The sequence below is a fragment of the Aquabacterium sp. A7-Y genome, from assembly GCF_026153205.1.
Classification (GTDB): Bacteria; Pseudomonadota; Gammaproteobacteria; order Burkholderiales; family Burkholderiaceae_C; genus Caldimonas.
Window position 1 is genome coordinate 102903 of sequence record NZ_JAPFBW010000015.1, and the last position, 15918, is coordinate 118820.

At 69.9% G+C, this 15918-nt stretch carries 16 protein-coding genes; 5 read left to right on the plus strand and 11 right to left on the minus strand.

From position 1 onward, the window contains the following. Window positions 1-2 precede the first annotated feature (2 nt). From OOT46_RS15435 to OOT46_RS15470, 8 genes are all read right to left on the minus strand, one after another. Entirely contained in the window at window positions 3-1031 is a 1029-nt protein-coding gene (locus tag OOT46_RS15435) for a lysylphosphatidylglycerol synthase domain-containing protein (protein WP_265404506.1), read from the minus strand. Continuing rightward, window positions 1028-2305: a cardiolipin synthase ClsB gene (clsB, locus tag OOT46_RS15440; protein WP_265404507.1), complete on the minus strand. Its 1278-nt coding sequence runs from the start codon at window positions 2303-2305 to the stop codon at window positions 1028-1030. Before clsB ends, OOT46_RS15435 begins: the two co-directional genes overlap by 4 nt. Continuing rightward, complete coding sequence (locus tag OOT46_RS15445) at window positions 2302-3078, minus strand: endonuclease/exonuclease/phosphatase family protein (RefSeq protein ID WP_265404508.1); 777 nt, start codon at window positions 3076-3078, stop codon at window positions 2302-2304. Before OOT46_RS15445 ends, clsB begins: the two co-directional genes overlap by 4 nt. Before the next feature lie 53 nt (window positions 3079-3131). Continuing rightward, the gene (locus OOT46_RS15450; protein WP_265404509.1) at window positions 3132-3923 is read right to left on the minus strand and encodes an esterase/lipase family protein; all 792 of its coding nucleotides are present in this window, start codon (window positions 3921-3923) and stop codon (window positions 3132-3134) included. 163 nt (window positions 3924-4086) lie between these two features. Next, window positions 4087-5427: an erythromycin esterase family protein gene (locus OOT46_RS15455; RefSeq protein WP_265404510.1), complete on the minus strand. Its 1341-nt coding sequence runs from the start codon at window positions 5425-5427 to the stop codon at window positions 4087-4089. A 9-nt stretch (window positions 5428-5436) separates the two neighbouring features. Then, window positions 5437-5763: a hypothetical protein gene (locus OOT46_RS15460; protein ID WP_265404511.1), complete on the minus strand. Its 327-nt coding sequence runs from the start codon at window positions 5761-5763 to the stop codon at window positions 5437-5439. A 162-nt stretch (window positions 5764-5925) separates the two neighbouring features. Then, window positions 5926-6315 (minus strand): four-helix bundle copper-binding protein, encoded by a 390-nt coding sequence (locus OOT46_RS15465; protein ID WP_265404512.1) that lies wholly within the window; start codon window positions 6313-6315, stop codon window positions 5926-5928. 77 nt (window positions 6316-6392) lie between these two features. Then, window positions 6393-6797: a response regulator gene (locus tag OOT46_RS15470; protein ID WP_265404513.1), complete on the minus strand. Its 405-nt coding sequence runs from the start codon at window positions 6795-6797 to the stop codon at window positions 6393-6395. Between the two features lie 157 nt (window positions 6798-6954). On the opposite strand from OOT46_RS15470, the gene OOT46_RS15475 reads away from it, so the two are divergent. The 4 genes from OOT46_RS15475 to OOT46_RS15490 all read left to right on the plus strand — a co-directional run bounded on the left by OOT46_RS15475 (window position 6955) and on the right by OOT46_RS15490 (window position 11665). After that, window positions 6955-7437, plus strand: a complete 483-nt coding sequence (locus tag OOT46_RS15475; protein WP_265404514.1) for a hypothetical protein — start codon at window positions 6955-6957, stop codon at window positions 7435-7437. A gap of 160 nt (window positions 7438-7597) precedes the next feature. Next, window positions 7598-8107, plus strand: coding sequence for a DUF4142 domain-containing protein (locus OOT46_RS15480; RefSeq protein WP_265404515.1), 510 nt, complete (start codon window positions 7598-7600; stop codon window positions 8105-8107). Between the two features lie 149 nt (window positions 8108-8256). Then, window positions 8257-9414 (plus strand): FIST N-terminal domain-containing protein, encoded by a 1158-nt coding sequence (locus tag OOT46_RS15485; RefSeq protein WP_265404516.1) that lies wholly within the window; start codon window positions 8257-8259, stop codon window positions 9412-9414. Window position 9415: 1 nt separating this feature from the next. Beyond that, window positions 9416-11665 carry a putative bifunctional diguanylate cyclase/phosphodiesterase gene (locus OOT46_RS15490; protein WP_265404517.1) on the plus strand — a complete coding sequence of 750 codons (2250 nt, stop codon included), beginning with the start codon at window positions 9416-9418 and terminating at the stop codon, window positions 11663-11665. Window positions 11666-11681: 16 nt separating this feature from the next. On the opposite strand, the gene OOT46_RS15495 is transcribed toward OOT46_RS15490, so the two are convergent. Then, complete coding sequence (locus OOT46_RS15495) at window positions 11682-12485, minus strand: helix-turn-helix transcriptional regulator (protein WP_265404518.1); 804 nt, start codon at window positions 12483-12485, stop codon at window positions 11682-11684. A gap of 123 nt (window positions 12486-12608) precedes the next feature. Between OOT46_RS15495 and OOT46_RS15500 the strand changes: the two genes are divergently transcribed. After that, on the plus strand, window positions 12609-13016 hold the full coding sequence (locus OOT46_RS15500; protein WP_265404519.1) for a hypothetical protein: 408 nt from the start codon (window positions 12609-12611) through the stop codon (window positions 13014-13016). A 36-nt stretch (window positions 13017-13052) separates the two neighbouring features. Here OOT46_RS15500 and OOT46_RS15505 read toward each other — a convergent pair whose 3' ends face one another. Then, on the minus strand, window positions 13053-14141 hold the full coding sequence (locus OOT46_RS15505; RefSeq protein ID WP_265404520.1) for a bifunctional nicotinamide-nucleotide adenylyltransferase/Nudix hydroxylase: 1089 nt from the start codon (window positions 14139-14141) through the stop codon (window positions 13053-13055). 75 nt (window positions 14142-14216) lie between these two features. Continuing rightward, window positions 14217-15917 (minus strand): NAD+ synthase, encoded by a 1701-nt coding sequence (locus OOT46_RS15510; RefSeq protein ID WP_265404521.1) that lies wholly within the window; start codon window positions 15915-15917, stop codon window positions 14217-14219. Between the last annotated feature and the right edge of the window lies 1 nt (window position 15918).

The following is a 15918-nucleotide window of genomic DNA, read 5'->3' on the forward strand; positions in this document are numbered from 1 at the left end:
GTTCAGTCCTGCCCGGCCGCCGCCTGGAGGCGCCGGGCGCGCGCCTCCAGGCGCGCATACAAGAGCCCGGCGAGCGCCAGCGGCGCCAGGTAGTAGAGGGCCCGGTAGGCGACCAGCGCGCCCAGCAGCTGCCCTTGCGACAGCTGAGACCCGAGCAGGGCGACGAACACCGCCTCGAGCACCCCGAGCCCCGCCGGGACATGGGTCAACACACCGGCCACCGCGCCCACCAGCAGCACCGCCACCACCACGCCATACGCCAACTGCTGTTGCAGCAAGACATACACGACGGCCGTGATCGTCAACCAGTTGGCGCCTGACAGCAGCACCTGCAGCACGCCGACGCGCCAGCTCGGCAGGTTCAGCTCATGGCCGCGCACCATCCAGCTGCGCCGCCGCGAGAACGCGCAAGCGGCCAGGTAGCTCGCCACAGCGACGAGCAGCACGATGCCGAGCAGCTGCAGCGTCTCCGAGCTGATCTTCCAGTTTCCCGGTACCTCGATCCCGCCCAGCGCGAAGACGACCCCCGCAAGCGCGCAGTAGCCCAGCCAGTTGGTCAGCACGCTCAGCCCCAGCACCTGGCCGATCGCGGCCTTGTCCAGGCCGAGGCGCGAGTACAGGCGGAAGCGGAAGGCCACCCCGCCGACCAGCGCACCCAGGTTGAGGTTGAAGGCGTAGCTGATGAAGGCCACGCCCAGCACAGTGGGCGTGGACAGCCGGTGGCCGGTGTAGGCGCGCCCGAACAGGTCGAAGCTGCTATAGATCAGGTAGCTGAGCAGGGCCAGGCCGCCGGCGAGCGCCAGCGTGCCGGCCGGGTAGCCGCGCAGGGTCTGCCACACCTGGCCCCAGTCCACCGAGCGCGCGTGCGAAACCAGCAGCCCCAGCACCGCGGCGAAGAAGGCCCAGGTGAGCCACTTGCGCGCGACCGCCCACTTGCCGCCGCCGCCCCCGCCGCCGTCCGTCTCGCCGGCATCGCGGTGCGCCGCCGGGCCGCGCGGCACCGGCATCGGCTTGATCTGGGTGGTATTCATGGGTAGCCGGCGCCTTTCGTTGCGGGGTGTCGAGGGGAGTCGGGCAGTCCGCCCGGGTCGCCCTGCGGGTCGTCGGTGCTCGGCGGGGCCACCAGGTGCACCTTGGGGGCGTGCGCGGGCAGCCAGCCCGACCAGGCCGGAAAGCGGCGCAGGAAGTGGTAGACCAGGAAGCTGACGGCGAGGTGCCACTTGCTGCAGGACACCGCCTCGGCGCTCTCGAAGTGCTTGCAGTGGCGGTCGATCAGCGTCTGCAGGCGGCCCGCCAGGTGGGTGGCGAAGGCCGCGTCGCGGATCACGAGGTTGGCCTCCAGGTTCAGCGACAGGCTCAGCGGGTCGAGATTGCTGGAGCCCACCGTGGCCCATTCCTCGTCCACCACCGCGACCTTGCCGTGCAAGGGCCGCTGGCAGTATTCATAGATCTTCACGCCGTCGCGCAGCAGCCGGTCGTAGAGCGTGCGGGCTGCGTGCTGGGCGATCGGCATGTCGGGCTCGCCCTGCATGATCAGCTCCACCAGCACCCCCCGCTGCGCCGCACGGCGCAGCTCGCGCAGCAGGCGGTAGCCGGGGAAAAAATAGGCGTTGGCGATCAGGATGCGCCGGCGTGCCGCGCGGATCGCGAACAGGTAGTGCTGCTCGATGTCGGTGCGGTGCTCCTGGTTGTCGCGGGTGACGAACACCGCGCGTGCGCCGGGCACGGCCGGCTGCTCCGAGGCCCTGCTCCGCAGCGCACGGCGCCAGTCCCAGCCGGGGCGGGGAGCGTCCACGGCCTCGCTGGCGAAGCGGTGGATGTCGGCGACCACCGGCCCCTGCACCTCCACCGCATAGTCCTGCTTGGCGGCGGGGCCGAACTCCCAAAGGTGTTCCACCGAGAAGTTGATCCCGCCGACGAAGGCCAGCTCGGCGTCGATCACGACCAGCTTGCGGTGCAGGCGCCTGAAGACGTTGGTGCGCAGGCCCAGGAGCCGGGGCGCGGGATCGAAGACGCGAAAGCTCACGCCGGCCTGTGTCATGCCGGCGATGAAGTCGTCCGGCAGGTCCGGCGAGCCGTAGCCGTCCACCGTGACGACCACCCGCACGCCCCGCTGCGCGGCGCCGATCAACACGCTGCGCAGCTCCTGCCCGACCTTGTCGTCGAAGAGGATGAAGGTCTCCAGCAGCACCTCGCGACGGGCTGCCGCAATGGCTTCGAAAACCCGCGGGAAGAAGGCCTCCCCGTTCTCCAGCAACTGCAGCCGGTTGCCAGGCTTCCAGTGACGTACGTGCTCGAGCCTCATAGCGTGATCTCCGCCGCCAGCGGCGCATGGTCCGAGAGGTGGGTCCACGGATGGGGCGGCAGCTCGATCGGCCGGTGGACCCGGGCGTTGCGAACATAGATGCGGTCCAGCCTGAGCAGCGGCCAGCGTGCCGGAAAGGTGCGGGCGGCCCGGCCGTGTGCCGCCACGAACACCTCGCGCAGGCCGGCACAGCGGTCCAGGAAGGCATGCGCGCGCATGCGCCAGTCGTTGAAGTCGCCGGCGATGACCAGCGGCGCTTCGGCCGGGACCTGGTGGTCGATGCGCTCGCACAGCAGGCGCAGCTGCTCCTGGCGGTGCGACTCGCGCAACCCCAGATGGGCGCAGATGGCGTGCATCTCGGTGCCGGTGGTGGGGATGTGCAGCACACAGTGCAGCAGGCCGCGTTTTTCCGCGCCCGGGTCGGTGCCGTCGACCGACACGTCGCAGTTCTCGTGCCGCACGATGGGGAATTTAGACAGCACCGCGTTGCCGTGGTGACCCTCGGGGTAGACCGCGTTCTGGCCGTAGGCGAAGTCCTTCCACATGGTGTCGGCGAGAAACTCGTAGTGCGGCGCCGCGGGCCAGTTGGCGACCTGCGAGGAATGGCCCTCGTGTGCGCCCATCACCTCCTGCAGGAACACGATGTCGGCCGAGACGTGCCGCACCGCGTCGCGCAGCTCGTGCAGGATGAAACGGCGGTTCAAAGCCGTGAAGCCCTTGTGCGTGTTCACCGTCAGCACGCGGACCGACAGGGTCGTGGGATTCTGGGTCATCGGCGTTTCCGGTGGCAGCGGTTCGGCTCGGTGGTCCTGCGGCCTTCGTCGGCTCAGTTGAAGTTGAACATCCAGGCGTCCGGCAGGCCGGTGCGTGGCGCGTCGTCGGCGCCGCGCTGGACTGCTTGCGGATAGGGCCGCCACTGGCCTTCGCGCTGGCTCAGGCGCTCGGCCACCACCGACCAGACGCGGCTGTTCCAGACCAGGCCCATGTGGCTGGCGTCGTTGACCTCGATGCTCTCGCACAAGGGCAGGTCGGGTTCGATGCAGGACTGCCAGGCCACCACACCGTCGGTGCGGCTGTAGATGGAGGTGCAGGGCAGCGGCGGCGGGGTGCGCAGCCGTTCGCTGAGCACGGCCTCGACGAAGGCGCTCTGCCCCGACAGCAGGTGATGCAGCCAGCCGGCGTTGCCGTGGCCCGCGGCGAAGGGCGAGCCCAGCGTGATGACCTGGCGTACCGCGTGCGGCACCATCTTGGCCACCTCGCGGGCATAAATGCCGCCCAGGCTCCAGCCGATCAGGCTGGCGCGCCGGCCGGCCCGGCGGGTGTGGGTCAGCACGTCCTCGCAGAGCTGCTGCAGCCAATCGTCCAGGCCGCCCTGGGGGCCCGTGTTCATGCCGCGACCCCAGTCGTGCGCGTCGTAGCCCAGGCGCTCGCACCAGTTGCGCAGCGGCAGCAGGGTGCCCCGGTCCGCGGCCAGGCCGGGGAAGAGGATGACCGGGTGGCCGTCGCCGGCCGGGCAATCGTCGTGACGCGTGAAGTGGCTGGCCGAAAACTCGAGCACGGCGCGCAGCGGTTCCAGGCACAGCAACGCGAAAGGCGGTGCGGCGGCGAGTGGGTTCATCGGTGGTCCTTTCGGTGGCGTGGCGTCGGGCTCCCGACTCACGGAGCCCAGCATGACATCCTCCAGGACCCATGCTAGGGAGTCGACATCTCCCTGACGACTCCCTGGACTCCCATGCGGATGTCGGACTCCTCCGACAGCAGCGGCGGGACCGGGCTGCGCCTCACATGCCGCTGGGATAGGTTTCGGTCTCGGGGCTGTGCTGCCACCGGCCCGAGCGATCCAGCGGCCGCACCGAGCGACTGTCGTCGACGTGGATCAGCGCATCGAACTGCGCCGACACGCGGGCCCTGAAGTAATGGCTCATCAGCTCGGTGTCCGGCCGGTAGATGACGCCGATGGCACGCTGCAGCAGCGGCTGGTCCAGGGCCTCGACGAGCGCCGCATCGCCGCGCAGCGGCAGCGCGAACCGTTCGGCGCCGCTGTCGTGCATCACCCGCTCGATGCTGCCCGGGCGCGACTCCAGCACCTGCTTGCGCTCCACCGGGGCGTCCCAGTCCGACGCTGCCGCGACCGTGCCGGTGTGGGTGGTGAAACCGAGCAGGAAGCTGTTCTGGGGCAGGCGCTCGCGCACCAGCTGGCCCAGGTTGAGCTGGCCCTGCTCGGCCCAGTCGGTGGCGCGGGCGTCGCCCAGGTGGGAGTTGTGGGCCCACACCACGATGCGCGGCGGCCGACCCCGGCGGCTCTGCAGGTGAGCCTGCAGCGCTTCCAGCGTCTCGGCCATGTGCGTGTCGCGCAGGTTCCAGGAGTCCGAGCGACCCTGGAACATGGTCCGGTAGTAGGCCTCCGCGTTGCGGACCACGCGGGCGTTCTGCTGCGCGTAGAACAGCTCGTCGGCCTCCGCCATGCCGTCGTGGCGCAGCCCCTGAGGGCTGCCGCGGCAGAGCTCTCGCAACTGCTGCAGCACCTCGCGTTCGCAGTCGTCGCGCATCCCGAAAGTGGCCGCATAGCCGTAGCGCTGCGGGTCGTCGGCCAGGTGATCGAAGCAGGCATAACGTTCGCGGGCACGCCGCGCGCCGTCGGGATCGGCTCGCTCCAGATAGCGCACCACCGCGTCCATCGAGCCGCGCAGGCTGTAGAGGTCCAGCCCCCAGAATCCGATGCGCTCGCTGGGATCGTCCAAGGTGTCGTTGTGGGAGCGCAACCAGCGCAGGAACTCGACCACCTCGGCATTGCGCCACATCCAGCGCGGAAAGCGCTCGAAGCCGCGCAGGGCTGCCTCGACGTTCCCATCATCGCTCGCGCCTTGCAGGTAGCGGCTCACCCGCAGGGCGTCGGGCCAGTCGGCTTCGACGGCAACTGCATCGAACCCCTTGACGGCAATGAGCCGCCGGGTGATCTGAGCGCGCAGCCGGTAGAACTCATGGGTGCCGTGGCTGGCCTCGCCGAGCAGCACGACCGAGGCGTCGCCGATCTGCTCGACCAGCCGCTCCAGGCCGGCGTTGCCCGCGAGCTCGATCGCGTGGCGTCGAACCAGGGCGGGCAGGTCGGAGCGGCCGGCCATGGGTGGGCGTCAGTGCAGGGCCCGCTTCAACGCAGTGATCTCGAGGTGCGCCTCCTGGATCGCGCTGCGCAGCTGCGGGTCGACGTGGCGGGCGTTGCGGCAGGCTTCCATGACACGTTCACCGACCTGCTCCAGCGATTCCAGGCATTCGAGCAGGCCGGAGGCGTCCTGGGCCTGCTGCATCACCCGTTTCAGCTGGTCCGAGCGGCGGTCCAGCTCGCCGACATACTCCTTGAGTTCCTGGGGCGCGTAGCCGCTGGAGCGGCAGGCCAGTGCGGCATCGTCGATGCACAGTTCGATCTGCTCGAACCGTTCCCTGACTTGGTTGAGGTGCATGGTGTCCTTACTGGGCAGCGGTTGGTGAAACGGATACAGCTCGGGGTGTAAAGCCTGCAGGGCCGGCCGCCCCTGTGGCAAGGCGGCCGGCCGGCCCGCGAGGGCGGCAATGCGAGGATCGAGCAAGCGGCGTACCCTGGGTGCGCCGCAGCGGCCGCCGCGTCAGTGGCGCGCGTGGGTTCCCGCCGCCGTGGTGGGCCGGGCGCGGTGGTCGGCCATGCGCCGGCACAGCCCTGCACACAAACGGCAAGCCTGCGCGCAAGCGCGGCAGTGCTCCATCGGGTGCTGCTCACACTCGTCCGCGCATTGGTCGCACAGGCCGGCGCAGAAGGCGCAGGCGGTATGGTCGGAGGCGCTGCCGCGTGCCATGAAGCCGGCCGCCAGTCGGCAAGCCTGGGCGCAGTCCATGTCCAGCGCGATGCAGCGCGCCATGGCCCGCGGATCTGCTTCCTGCAGACAGGCGATGGCACAGCGGTCACAGGCGTCGGCGCAGGCATAACACGCCTCGATGGCGGCGCTGTGACTCTCGGTCGGGATGGCACTCTCCGGCATGACGGTCTCCTGAATGAAGCTGGGTTGCAAGGCGCTGGGCCTCGTCACGCAGAAGGCAAGCCTTGCGCCCGGCGGGCTCAACGCATCCCGGCGTGCGGCGGCGGTCGCCGCGTGCGTTGAGCCACCCGAAAGACCTCCGCGCCCAGCTTGGCCAGCATCAGTGGTTTCGTGACAAAGCCGTCGACGCCCGCTTCGAAGCAGGCAGCCCGGTCCGCCGGCGTGTAGAAAGCACTTGCCACGATGATGGGGAACCAGGGCAGCCGCTCATCGGCCTGCAGGCGCCGCAACTCGCGCGTCGTCTCCAGGCCGTCCATGCGCGGCATCTGCACGTCCATGAGCACCGCTTCCGGGGCCTGTGCCAGGCAGGATTCGATGGCAGCGGCGCCGTCGTCGGCGACACGCACCGCATAACCGAGGGCTTTCAGCATGCCGGCCGCCAGCACCTGGCTGACGGCATCGTCCTCGACAACAAGAAACTCCATGCGGGCTCCAGTGCAATTTCAGCTTGCCCGTCGTGCAGGCACGCGCGCTGCCTGAATGCGTTGTCAGGCGTTCAGGCACGGCAGCTCCACGCGGGCTGCCTGACCCTGATCCCGAGTTTGACCCATGTCCAACAACTTGCCATCCAAAGGAGTACGCATGCAAGCCTTACAACTCAGCCTCAAAGTGACGGGTGTGGCTCTCGCTGCCTTGATGACTCTCGCAGGCTGCGGCCGGCGTGACGACGCCGGCGAGCCGGTGGCCCAGGCCGACACCACGGGCACCATGGGCACCACCACAACGCCCGGCGCGACCACCGGCACACCGGATCCGGCCGCCGGGGGCTCGACGGGCACGTCGGGCAGCACCGGCACGACCGGAGCGACGGGATCGACCGGTTCCTCCGGCACCACCACCACCCCGACACCGGGAACGGCCGGCACCATGGGCAGCACGGGTGCCGGCACCGCCCCCGATGCCACGGGCTCCGGCACGCCGGGCACGGGCGCCGGCGCGGCGGGATCGACCGGCATGACCGGCACCACGGGCACCACGGGCACGGGTGCTACGGGCAGCCCCGGCGCCGCCGGGGCCGCCTCCGCGCCTGGCACCGGCACCAGTACGGGTACCGGGACCCGGTGATCGCAGGTCTCTCGTCCGCCGGCTCCGCCGGCGGAGTTCGTTGGCGGAGGCGCTGCGCTGCGGCCGACCTCCGGGATCCACAACTTCCCGTCGTGCCCCGGCCTTCAACCCATCGGGCACGGCTGCTTGTCGACACGACACGAGGAGAACGATGGTGCCTATGACATATCGCGTGAGCGTGATGGTGGCGGCGCTGGCTTTTGGCAGCGCCGTGGCGGCCCAGGGCCTGCAGAAGTCAGACGTGGCCTTTCTCAAGCAGGCCGCCCAGAACAACCATGCGGAAGTCGAAAGCAGCAAGGTCGCGCAGACCAAGGCCTCGCATGCCGACGTCAAGGCCTTCGCGGCCCGCATGATCGAGGACCATACCAAGGCCGGCGACGAGCTGAAGGCATTGGCCGCGTCCAAGGGGGTGGAGGTGCCCGACGAAGCCTCGGTGATGCAGAAGGCCAAGACCAAGGTGCTCAGCGCAATGGATGGCGACAAGTTCGACCGTCGTTATGTCGACGAGATGGGGGTGGACGCTCACCAGGAAACCATCAAGCTCTTCACCCGCGCCGCGGCCGAAGCCAAGGATGCCGAAGTGAAGGCTTTCGCCGGCAAGACGCTGCCCTCGCTGCAGCACCATCTGAAGACGGCCCAGGAGCTCGACGCCGCGCTCCGGCGCCGCTGAGCTGACCGGCCGCGCGAGACGGATTTCACAGCCGGCCCGGCGCGACCCCGCGAGGCGCTCAAGTTTTCCGGCTGAGCGCCGAAGGCATCGGAGACGGCGCACGCCCACCGCGGACGTGCGCCGGTCGAGTCTCACGACCTGGACCTCCGATGTTTTCTGCCCCAGCCTGCAATTCCCAGCCTTCCGTCCTGCGCGGCATGACCCAGGAGCCCGACCCCGAACGGGCCGCCGCGGCCTTGTATGCGCAGATCGGTCGACCCGGGCTGGCGCTGGCGGTGGTGTTCTGCTCGCCCAGCTATGACCGCGAGCGCCTCGCGCGCGCGCTGCGCGAGAACTTCGGCGAGACGCCGCTGATCGGCTGCACCACCGCCGCCGAGATCGGTCCGGGCGGTTATCGCACCGGTGGCCTGAGTGGCTTCAGCCTCGCGGCCGATGCCTTCTCGGTGGTGTTGCGTCCGATCGAAGGCCTGCAGGGGTATGCAGCGGCCGACGGCCAGCTGATCGTCGACGGCATGCGGGCCGAGTGCGCCGCGAGCGGCCGGGTGGCGACGCGCGAGAACAGCTTCGCCTTCCTGCTGATCGACGGTACTTCCAAGCGCGAGGAGCGCGTCGCGCATTCGCTGCACATCGCGCTGGGCGACATCGAGCTGTTCGGCGGCTCCTCGGGCGACGGCGTCGATGCCGGCCAGCAGCCCTATGTGATGCACGGCGGAGCCTTTCATCGCGACCTCGCGGTGCTGGCGCTGGTGAGCACGGCCCGACCCTTCGCGGTGTTCAAGACCGAGAGCCACGTGCCGACCTCGACCCGGATGGTGATCACCGAGGCCGACCCGGAAAACCGCCGCGTGATCGAGATCAACGGCGAGCGGGCGGCGATCGAATACGCTCGCCTGGTCGGCGTGGAGGTGGGGCAGCTCGACATCGGCGTGTTCTCGCGCTATCCGGTCGGCGTGATGCGGCGCGGCGAGTACTACCCGCGCGCCATCGCGTGGGTCGACGAGGACCTGGGCCTGACCTTCGCCTGCGCGATCGACAGCGGCGTGGTGCTCTCGGTGGCCCGGCCGACCGATTTGCTGGAGTCGCTGGAGCGCCGCCTCGCCGCGATCTGCGAACAGATCGGCCCGCCGGAGCTGCTGATCACCTTCGACTGCCTGTTTCGCTACCACGAGATGCTGGAGCAGGGCACGGTGCAGGCGGTGGGGGAGCTGATGGACCGGCATGGCGCGGTGGGTTTCAGCACCTACGGAGAGCAGTACAACTCCATGCACATCAACCAGACCCTCACCGGGGTGGCGATCGGACGCTGAGATGAACGGCAAGCTCGATCCTCAAGCCGTCATCCGTGCCCTCGAGGACCGCATCCGCAAGCTCGAGAAGACCAACGCGGTGCTGATGCAGGCCGCCGAGGGGCGCAGCGACGCGGAGCACGGCGCCTACGATCTTTTCAAGACCAATGCCACGCTGGAGCAGAAGGTGGCCGAGCGCACCCTGAGCCTGCAACTGGCGCAGGAGCAGCTGCAGCGCGGCCTCTCGCTGGTGCGCGCGACGCTGGACTCGACCGCCGACGGCATCGTGGTGGTCGACGTGCACGGCCGGGTGGTCGACTACAACGAACGCTTCCGCAGCTTCTGGCGCATTCCCGAGGACCTCGCCGCCGCAGGCCAGGCGCTGGCCCTGCTGCAGCACCTGGGCTCCCAGGTGGTGAACCGCGAGGACTTCGTGGCCCGGCTGCTGCAGCTGGCCTACGATCCCAACGCGCACATCCTGGAGGAGATCCAGTGCCTCGACGGCCGGCTGCTCGAACTGTATTCGACGCCGCAGCGCGTGGACGGCAAGACGGTCGGCCGGGTCTGGTGCTTTCGCGACATCACCGAACGCAAGCGCACTGGCGAGATGACCTCCCGGCTGGGCCACATCCTCAACAGCTCGTCCAACGAGATCTACCTGTTCGACGCCGACAGCCTGAAGTTCATCCAGGCCAACCGCAGCGCGCAGCGCAACCTCGGCTACAGCCAGGACGAACTGCGCGGCATGCAACCCTTGGACGTCGTCGTGGGCCTGACCCGCAACCGCTTCCTGCGCCAGCTGAGGCCGCTGTATACCGGCAGCGTCGAAGAACTGCGCTACGAGGCCGAGCTGCGGCGGCGCGACGGCTCGACCTACCCGGTGGCGATGCACCTGCAGCTCTCGCGCCGCGAGGACCCCGCGGTGTTCGTCGCGGTGGTGCAGGACATCACCGAGCGCCGGCGCGCCCACGAGGAGCTGCGCTACCTCGCCAACTACGACAGCCTGACGGGCCTGGCCAACCGCAACCTCTTCCGCGAACGGCTCGGCGTGATGCTGCGCGAGGCCCAGGACCGGCAGCTCCAGGTCGCCGTGATGTTCCTCGACCTGGACCGCTTCAAGTCGGTCAATGACACGCTCGGCCACAGTGCCGGCGACCGGCTGCTGCAGCAGGTGGCGCAGCGCATCAAGTCCTGCCTGCGCAGCTCGGACCTGGTGGCGCGCCAGGGCGGCGACGAGTTCGCGGTCGCGCTGTGCGGCGCGACACCCGACAGCGCCGGCGCGGTGGCGCAGAAGATCCTGAAGGCTTTCAACCATCCCTTCCTGGTCGACCGGCAGGAGCTCTACAGCGGCACCAGCATCGGCCTGTCCTTCTTCCCGGTCGACGGGCGCGACGTCGACACCCTGCTGAAGCAGGCCGACGTCGCGATGTACCTGGCGAAGGAACAAGGCCGCGGCAACTACCAGTTTTTCCGCTCTCAGCTCGGCGTGATGGCGCAGGACCGGCTGGACTTCGAGGGCCGGCTGCGCGCGGCCGCCGGGCGCGGCGAGCTGCGCCTGCACTACCAGGGCCAGTTCGACCTGCAGAGCGGCGCGCTGCTGGGTTTCGAGGCGCTGGTGCGCTGGCAGCATCCTCAGCTGGGCCTGCTGTCGCCCGACCGCTTTATCCCCACGGCCGAGGAGATCGGCGCCATCGTGCCGATCGGCGAGTGGGTGCTGCGTAGCGCCTGCCTGCAGTGGCACGAGTGGAGCGCCGGCGGCCGGCGACCCTTGCAGATGGCGGTCAACATCTCGGTGCGCCAGCTGCGCGAGCCGGACTTCGTCGACGTGGTGTGCCGCGTGGTGCGCGAGACCGGGATGGACCCGGCCTCGCTCGAACTGGAGCTGACCGAGACCGGCCTGATGACGGACGCCGATCTCAGCACCGGCATCCTGGAGCGGCTCAAGGCGCAGGGTTTCCGGCTCTCGATCGACGATTTCGGCACCGGCTATTCCTCGCTCGCCTACCTCAATCGCTTCTCGATCGACACGCTCAAGATCGACCGCTCCTTCGTGCGGGAGATCGGATCGGCTCGCGACAGTACCGCCATCGTGCAGGCCATCGGCGCGCTGGGCAAGGCGATGCGGCTCAAGGTGGTGGCCGAAGGCGTGGAGACCCAGGCCCAGGCGGACTTCCTGCGCGAGCAGGGCTGCCCCGTGGCGCAGGGCTATCTGTTCAGCAAGCCCTTGCCGCCCGAGGCGGCAAGGGCCCTGCTGGGCCCGGCCGCCGGCTGAGGTACGGCAGCGAGCTTCAGCCGGCCAGGCGCTGCAGGGCCCGGGCGGTTTCGGCGTCGGCCGGAAAGAAGGTTTCCATCGCCAGCTCGGCGAGGGTCAGGTCCACCGGCGTGCCGAACACCGTGGTGGTGCTGATGAAGGACAGCAGCCCGGCCTCGCTCCTGAGTCGCAGCGGCACGACGATGCCGGCGAACACGCCGTCTTCCTCGGCGCAGCCGGTACCGGCCCCGGCCGGCTGGGGCAGCGCGCGCAACTCCTCCAGCAGCGCGACCAGCACCGGATCGCCGCTGACCTCGATCTGCCGATGCAGGCGCGCCAGCAGGTGCGAGCGCCATTGCCGCAGGTTGACGATGCGCGGGGCCAGGCCTTCCGGGTGCAGGCTCAGCCTCAGCACGTTCACCGGCGGCGCGAGCAAGTGCTCCGGCAGGCCGGCCAGCAGCGGCGCTACCGAAGCGTTGGCCATCACCAGGGTCCAGTGGCGGTCGAGCGCGAGCGCCGGGTAGGGCTGGTGCGCCTGCAGCAGGCGCGCGACGGCGTCGCGGGCGGCGCTCATCGAGGGGTCGGCCAGCGGCCGCTCCGGGAACATCGGCGCGTAGCCGGCGGCGATCAGCAGGGCGTTGCGTTCGCGCAGGGGCACTTCGAGGTACTCGGCGAGGCGCAGCAGCATCTCACGGCTGGGCAGGGCCCGGCCGGTCTCCATGCAGCTGAGGTGGCGGGTCGAGACCTCGGCCTCGCAGGCGAGGTCGAGCTGGCTCAGACGGCGGCGCTGGCGCCATTGGCGCAGCAAGACGCCGACGTTGGGGAGGCTGCGGGTGTCCATGGCCGCGACGATAGCGTGCTTCGCAGCGCGGCACCATGACCTGCGACGTCATGGACGGGTGCCGCTGCCTCGCCGACGATGCCGCCACGGCCCGCCGGTGGGCCGGTCTGCAAGGAGTTCACCATGTCCTCGGTCCTTCCCGTTTCGCCCTTCCTGCGCCGCGTGCTGGCGGCCGACGCGCTGCTGAGTGGCGCCAGCGGCCTCCTGATGACGGCCGGCGCCGCCTTCCTGGCGCCCCGGCTCGGCCTGCCGGCCGAGCTGCTGGGCGTGGCCGGCCTGAGCCTGCTGCCGTTCGCGGCGGCGCTTGCCTGGCTCGCCACACGCCGGCAGCTGCCGCGCGCGGCGCTGTGGGCGCTGGTGGCCTACAACACGCTCTGGGTGCTCGACAGCGCGCTGCTGCTGGCCGGCGGCTGGTTCGAGCCGACCTGGCTCGGCCAGGCCTTCGTTGTGCTTCAGGCCCTTGTCGTCGCGGTGTTGGCCGAGCTTCAGGTGGTGGGCCTGCGGCGCGCGCAGGCCGCTGCCCCGGTCTGACGGCGGCTGATCTCGGCGTCAAGCCGTGAGGTCGGTTTATCTTGGCGTCAAGCCAAGAAAGTGGTCCAGCATGTGGAAATGATCGTCCAGGAAGCGGTCCTCCATGGCCGGCAGTTGGGCGATCGGCACCCACTCGGCGCGCGCCGCGTCATCGCCGCCCTGCACCTCGGGCAGTTCCCGTTCGCCGAGGTCGAAGTAGTGGGCGTGCGTGATGGTGCGGCCGCGCTGGCTGCGGTCGGGGTGGTCGAACACGACGGCGGCCTGCAGGCAGTCGCGCATGGTCGAATCGAGCAGGCTCAGCCGGGTCTCCTCCTTCAGTTCCCGCAAGGCCGACTGGTAGGCCGTCTCGCGCTGCTCGATGAAGCCGCCGGGCACCGCATACAGCCCCTTGCCGGGCGGCTGCGCGCGCTGCACCAGCAGCACCCGGTCGCGACAACGCACCACCGTGTCGACCGTGACCAGCACCGGCGGGTAGGGCGCCTGCGCCCAGGCCTCGCGGTAGGCCTTGAGCTGGCGCCACTCCTCGGCCAGCGCCGGCAGGAAGGGCAGGGCCGCCCAGGCGCGCAGAAAGTCCAGCGTCGACGGCGGGGCCTGGCCGGCCAGTGCCGCCAGCGTCGTGTCCAGCGGGTGGCCCACGGTGGAAAACAGCGCGTCCCTCAGGTGCCGGCCGTCCACCGTGCCGACGCGCTCCTGGGATTCCAGGCGCCAGCCCGGAAAGGCCCGCAGGTACTCGCTGGTCGCGTCCTTGAAGTGGCCCACCAGGGCGACTGCCGCGTGCGCCGGCTGACCCAGGCCGACCAGCAGGCGCTCGACGCCCTGGCGCACTGCGCCGACCCAGCGGGTGTCATCGTAGTAGTCGCGCATCGGCAGGAAGTGCAGCCGCTCGCGGTCGGCGGCCGGCAGCGCGAGCTTCACCATCTCGGCGCGCTCCTGCCAGGTGAAGGGATTGCGCGGCGTGCGCGCCTGGTAGGCCGAGCCGATCACCACTACGCAGCGGGGCGCGAGCGACAGCGCGTGCCGCAGCAGCGCCAGGTGGCCGTCGTGCAGAGGCTGGAAGCGGCCGATGTAGACCGCGGCCTCCAGGCGCGAAGGTGTGGCAGCGGAGGCATCGAGTAAGGTGCTCATTCGGTAATCTCCGTGCTCCGCACGGCAATGCGAGCCCTTTCGGGCGGCCGGGCGAGGCTCATGGGTAGGGCTGTCTCAGAGGTGGACCGCGGCGATGGGCATCTGCCGGCCGGTGCCGAAGGCGCGCGAACGCACCCGGATGATGGGCGGCGCCTGGCGCCGCTTGTATTCGTTGCGGGCAATCATGCCGCGCACCCGGCTCACCAGGGCGCGGCCGGCCTCGTCCTGCTGGAGGCGGGCCACGAAACTCGTCGCGGCCTCGTATTCGGCGGGCGGCAGGCGCCGGCCCTCGATCAGCACCTTGAGCACCTCGTCGAGCACCGGGTAGGGCGGCAGGCTGTCGGTGTCCTTCTGGCCGGGCGCGAGTTCGGCCGAGGGCTCCTTGTCGAGGATGGCCTGAGGAATCAGCTCGCGGCCGGCTGTTTCGTTGAGGTGGCGGGACAGTGCGAAGACCTCGGTCTTGTAGAGGTCGCCAATCAGCCCGAGCCCGCCGTTGGTGTCGCCGTAGAGCGTGCAGTAGCCGACCGAGATCTCCGACTTGTTGCCGGTGGTCAGCAGCAGGTGGCCGAAGCTGTTGGAGTACTCCATCAGGATGGTGCCGCGCACGCGCGCCTGCAGGTTCTCCAGCGCGAGGCCTTCGAGGGGCCGGCCGAAACTGGCCTCGAACTGGCGGCTGTAGGCTGCCACCGTATCGGCGATCGGGTGGGTGTGCAGCTCGATGCCGAGCTTGTGGCACAGCGCCACCGAGTCGTCCACCGAGCCGGCCGAGGAATAGCGCGACGGCATCGTGATCGCGACCACCTGGTCCGGGCCCAGCGCCTCGGCGGCGAGCGCCAGCGTGAGTGCGCTGTCGATGCCGCCCGAGGAGCCGACGACGGCCCGGCTGAAGCCGCACCGGCGCGCATAGTCGCGCAAGCCCAGCACGATCTGCGCGCGGTAGAAGGCCATGGTCGGCAGGCCGCCGGGTGGCACCGCCGGCAGCGCGTTGCCTTCCGTCGAGGTGAAGCGCGTGCCGTCGAAACACAGGGTCGATACGTCCTCCTCGAAACGCCGTGCCTCGTAGACCACACCTTCGTCAGGCAGCACCGCGAAGGAGGCACCGTCGAAGACCAGCTGGTCGTGGCCGCCGATCTGGTTGACATAGAGGATGGGCAGCCGGTGCCGGCGGCTCGCGGCGCCGAAGATCTGGTGGCGCTGCTCGCGCTTGCCGATGTCGGAAGGGCTGGCGTTGATTGACACCACGAGGTCGGGCGCCGCATCGCGCAGGCGCTCGAAGGGGTTGACCTGGTAGTCGGCACCGCCGTCGTTCCAGCCGTCCTCGCAGATCATGAAGGCGATCTGGGTGGTGCCGATGCGCAGCACCTTGGCAACGTCGGGGCCGGGTTCGAAGTGGCGGCGTTCGTCGAAGATGTTGTAGGTGGGCAGCAGCTGCTTGGCATACCGCAGCACCACCTCGCCGGCCTTCAACACCAGCAGGGTGTTGTGCAGCCGCTTGCCGGGGCCTTGCGCCGGCAGCGGCGCGCCCACCACCCAGTGCAGCCCGGGCAAGGTGCGCGAGGCGTCCTGCAAGGCCGCGAGGCCGGCGTCCACGCGCTGCATGAAGGCCGGCTCGTCGAGCAGGTCGGCCGGGTGGTAGCCGGTGAGCGAGAGTTCGGAGCAGACCAGCAGCTCGGAGCCGGCCTCGGCCGCTCGGCGGGCGGCTTCCACCATCTTCGCGACGTTGCCCTCGATGTCGCCGATCGTGTAGTCGAGCTGGGCGAGCGTGAGTTTCAGCACC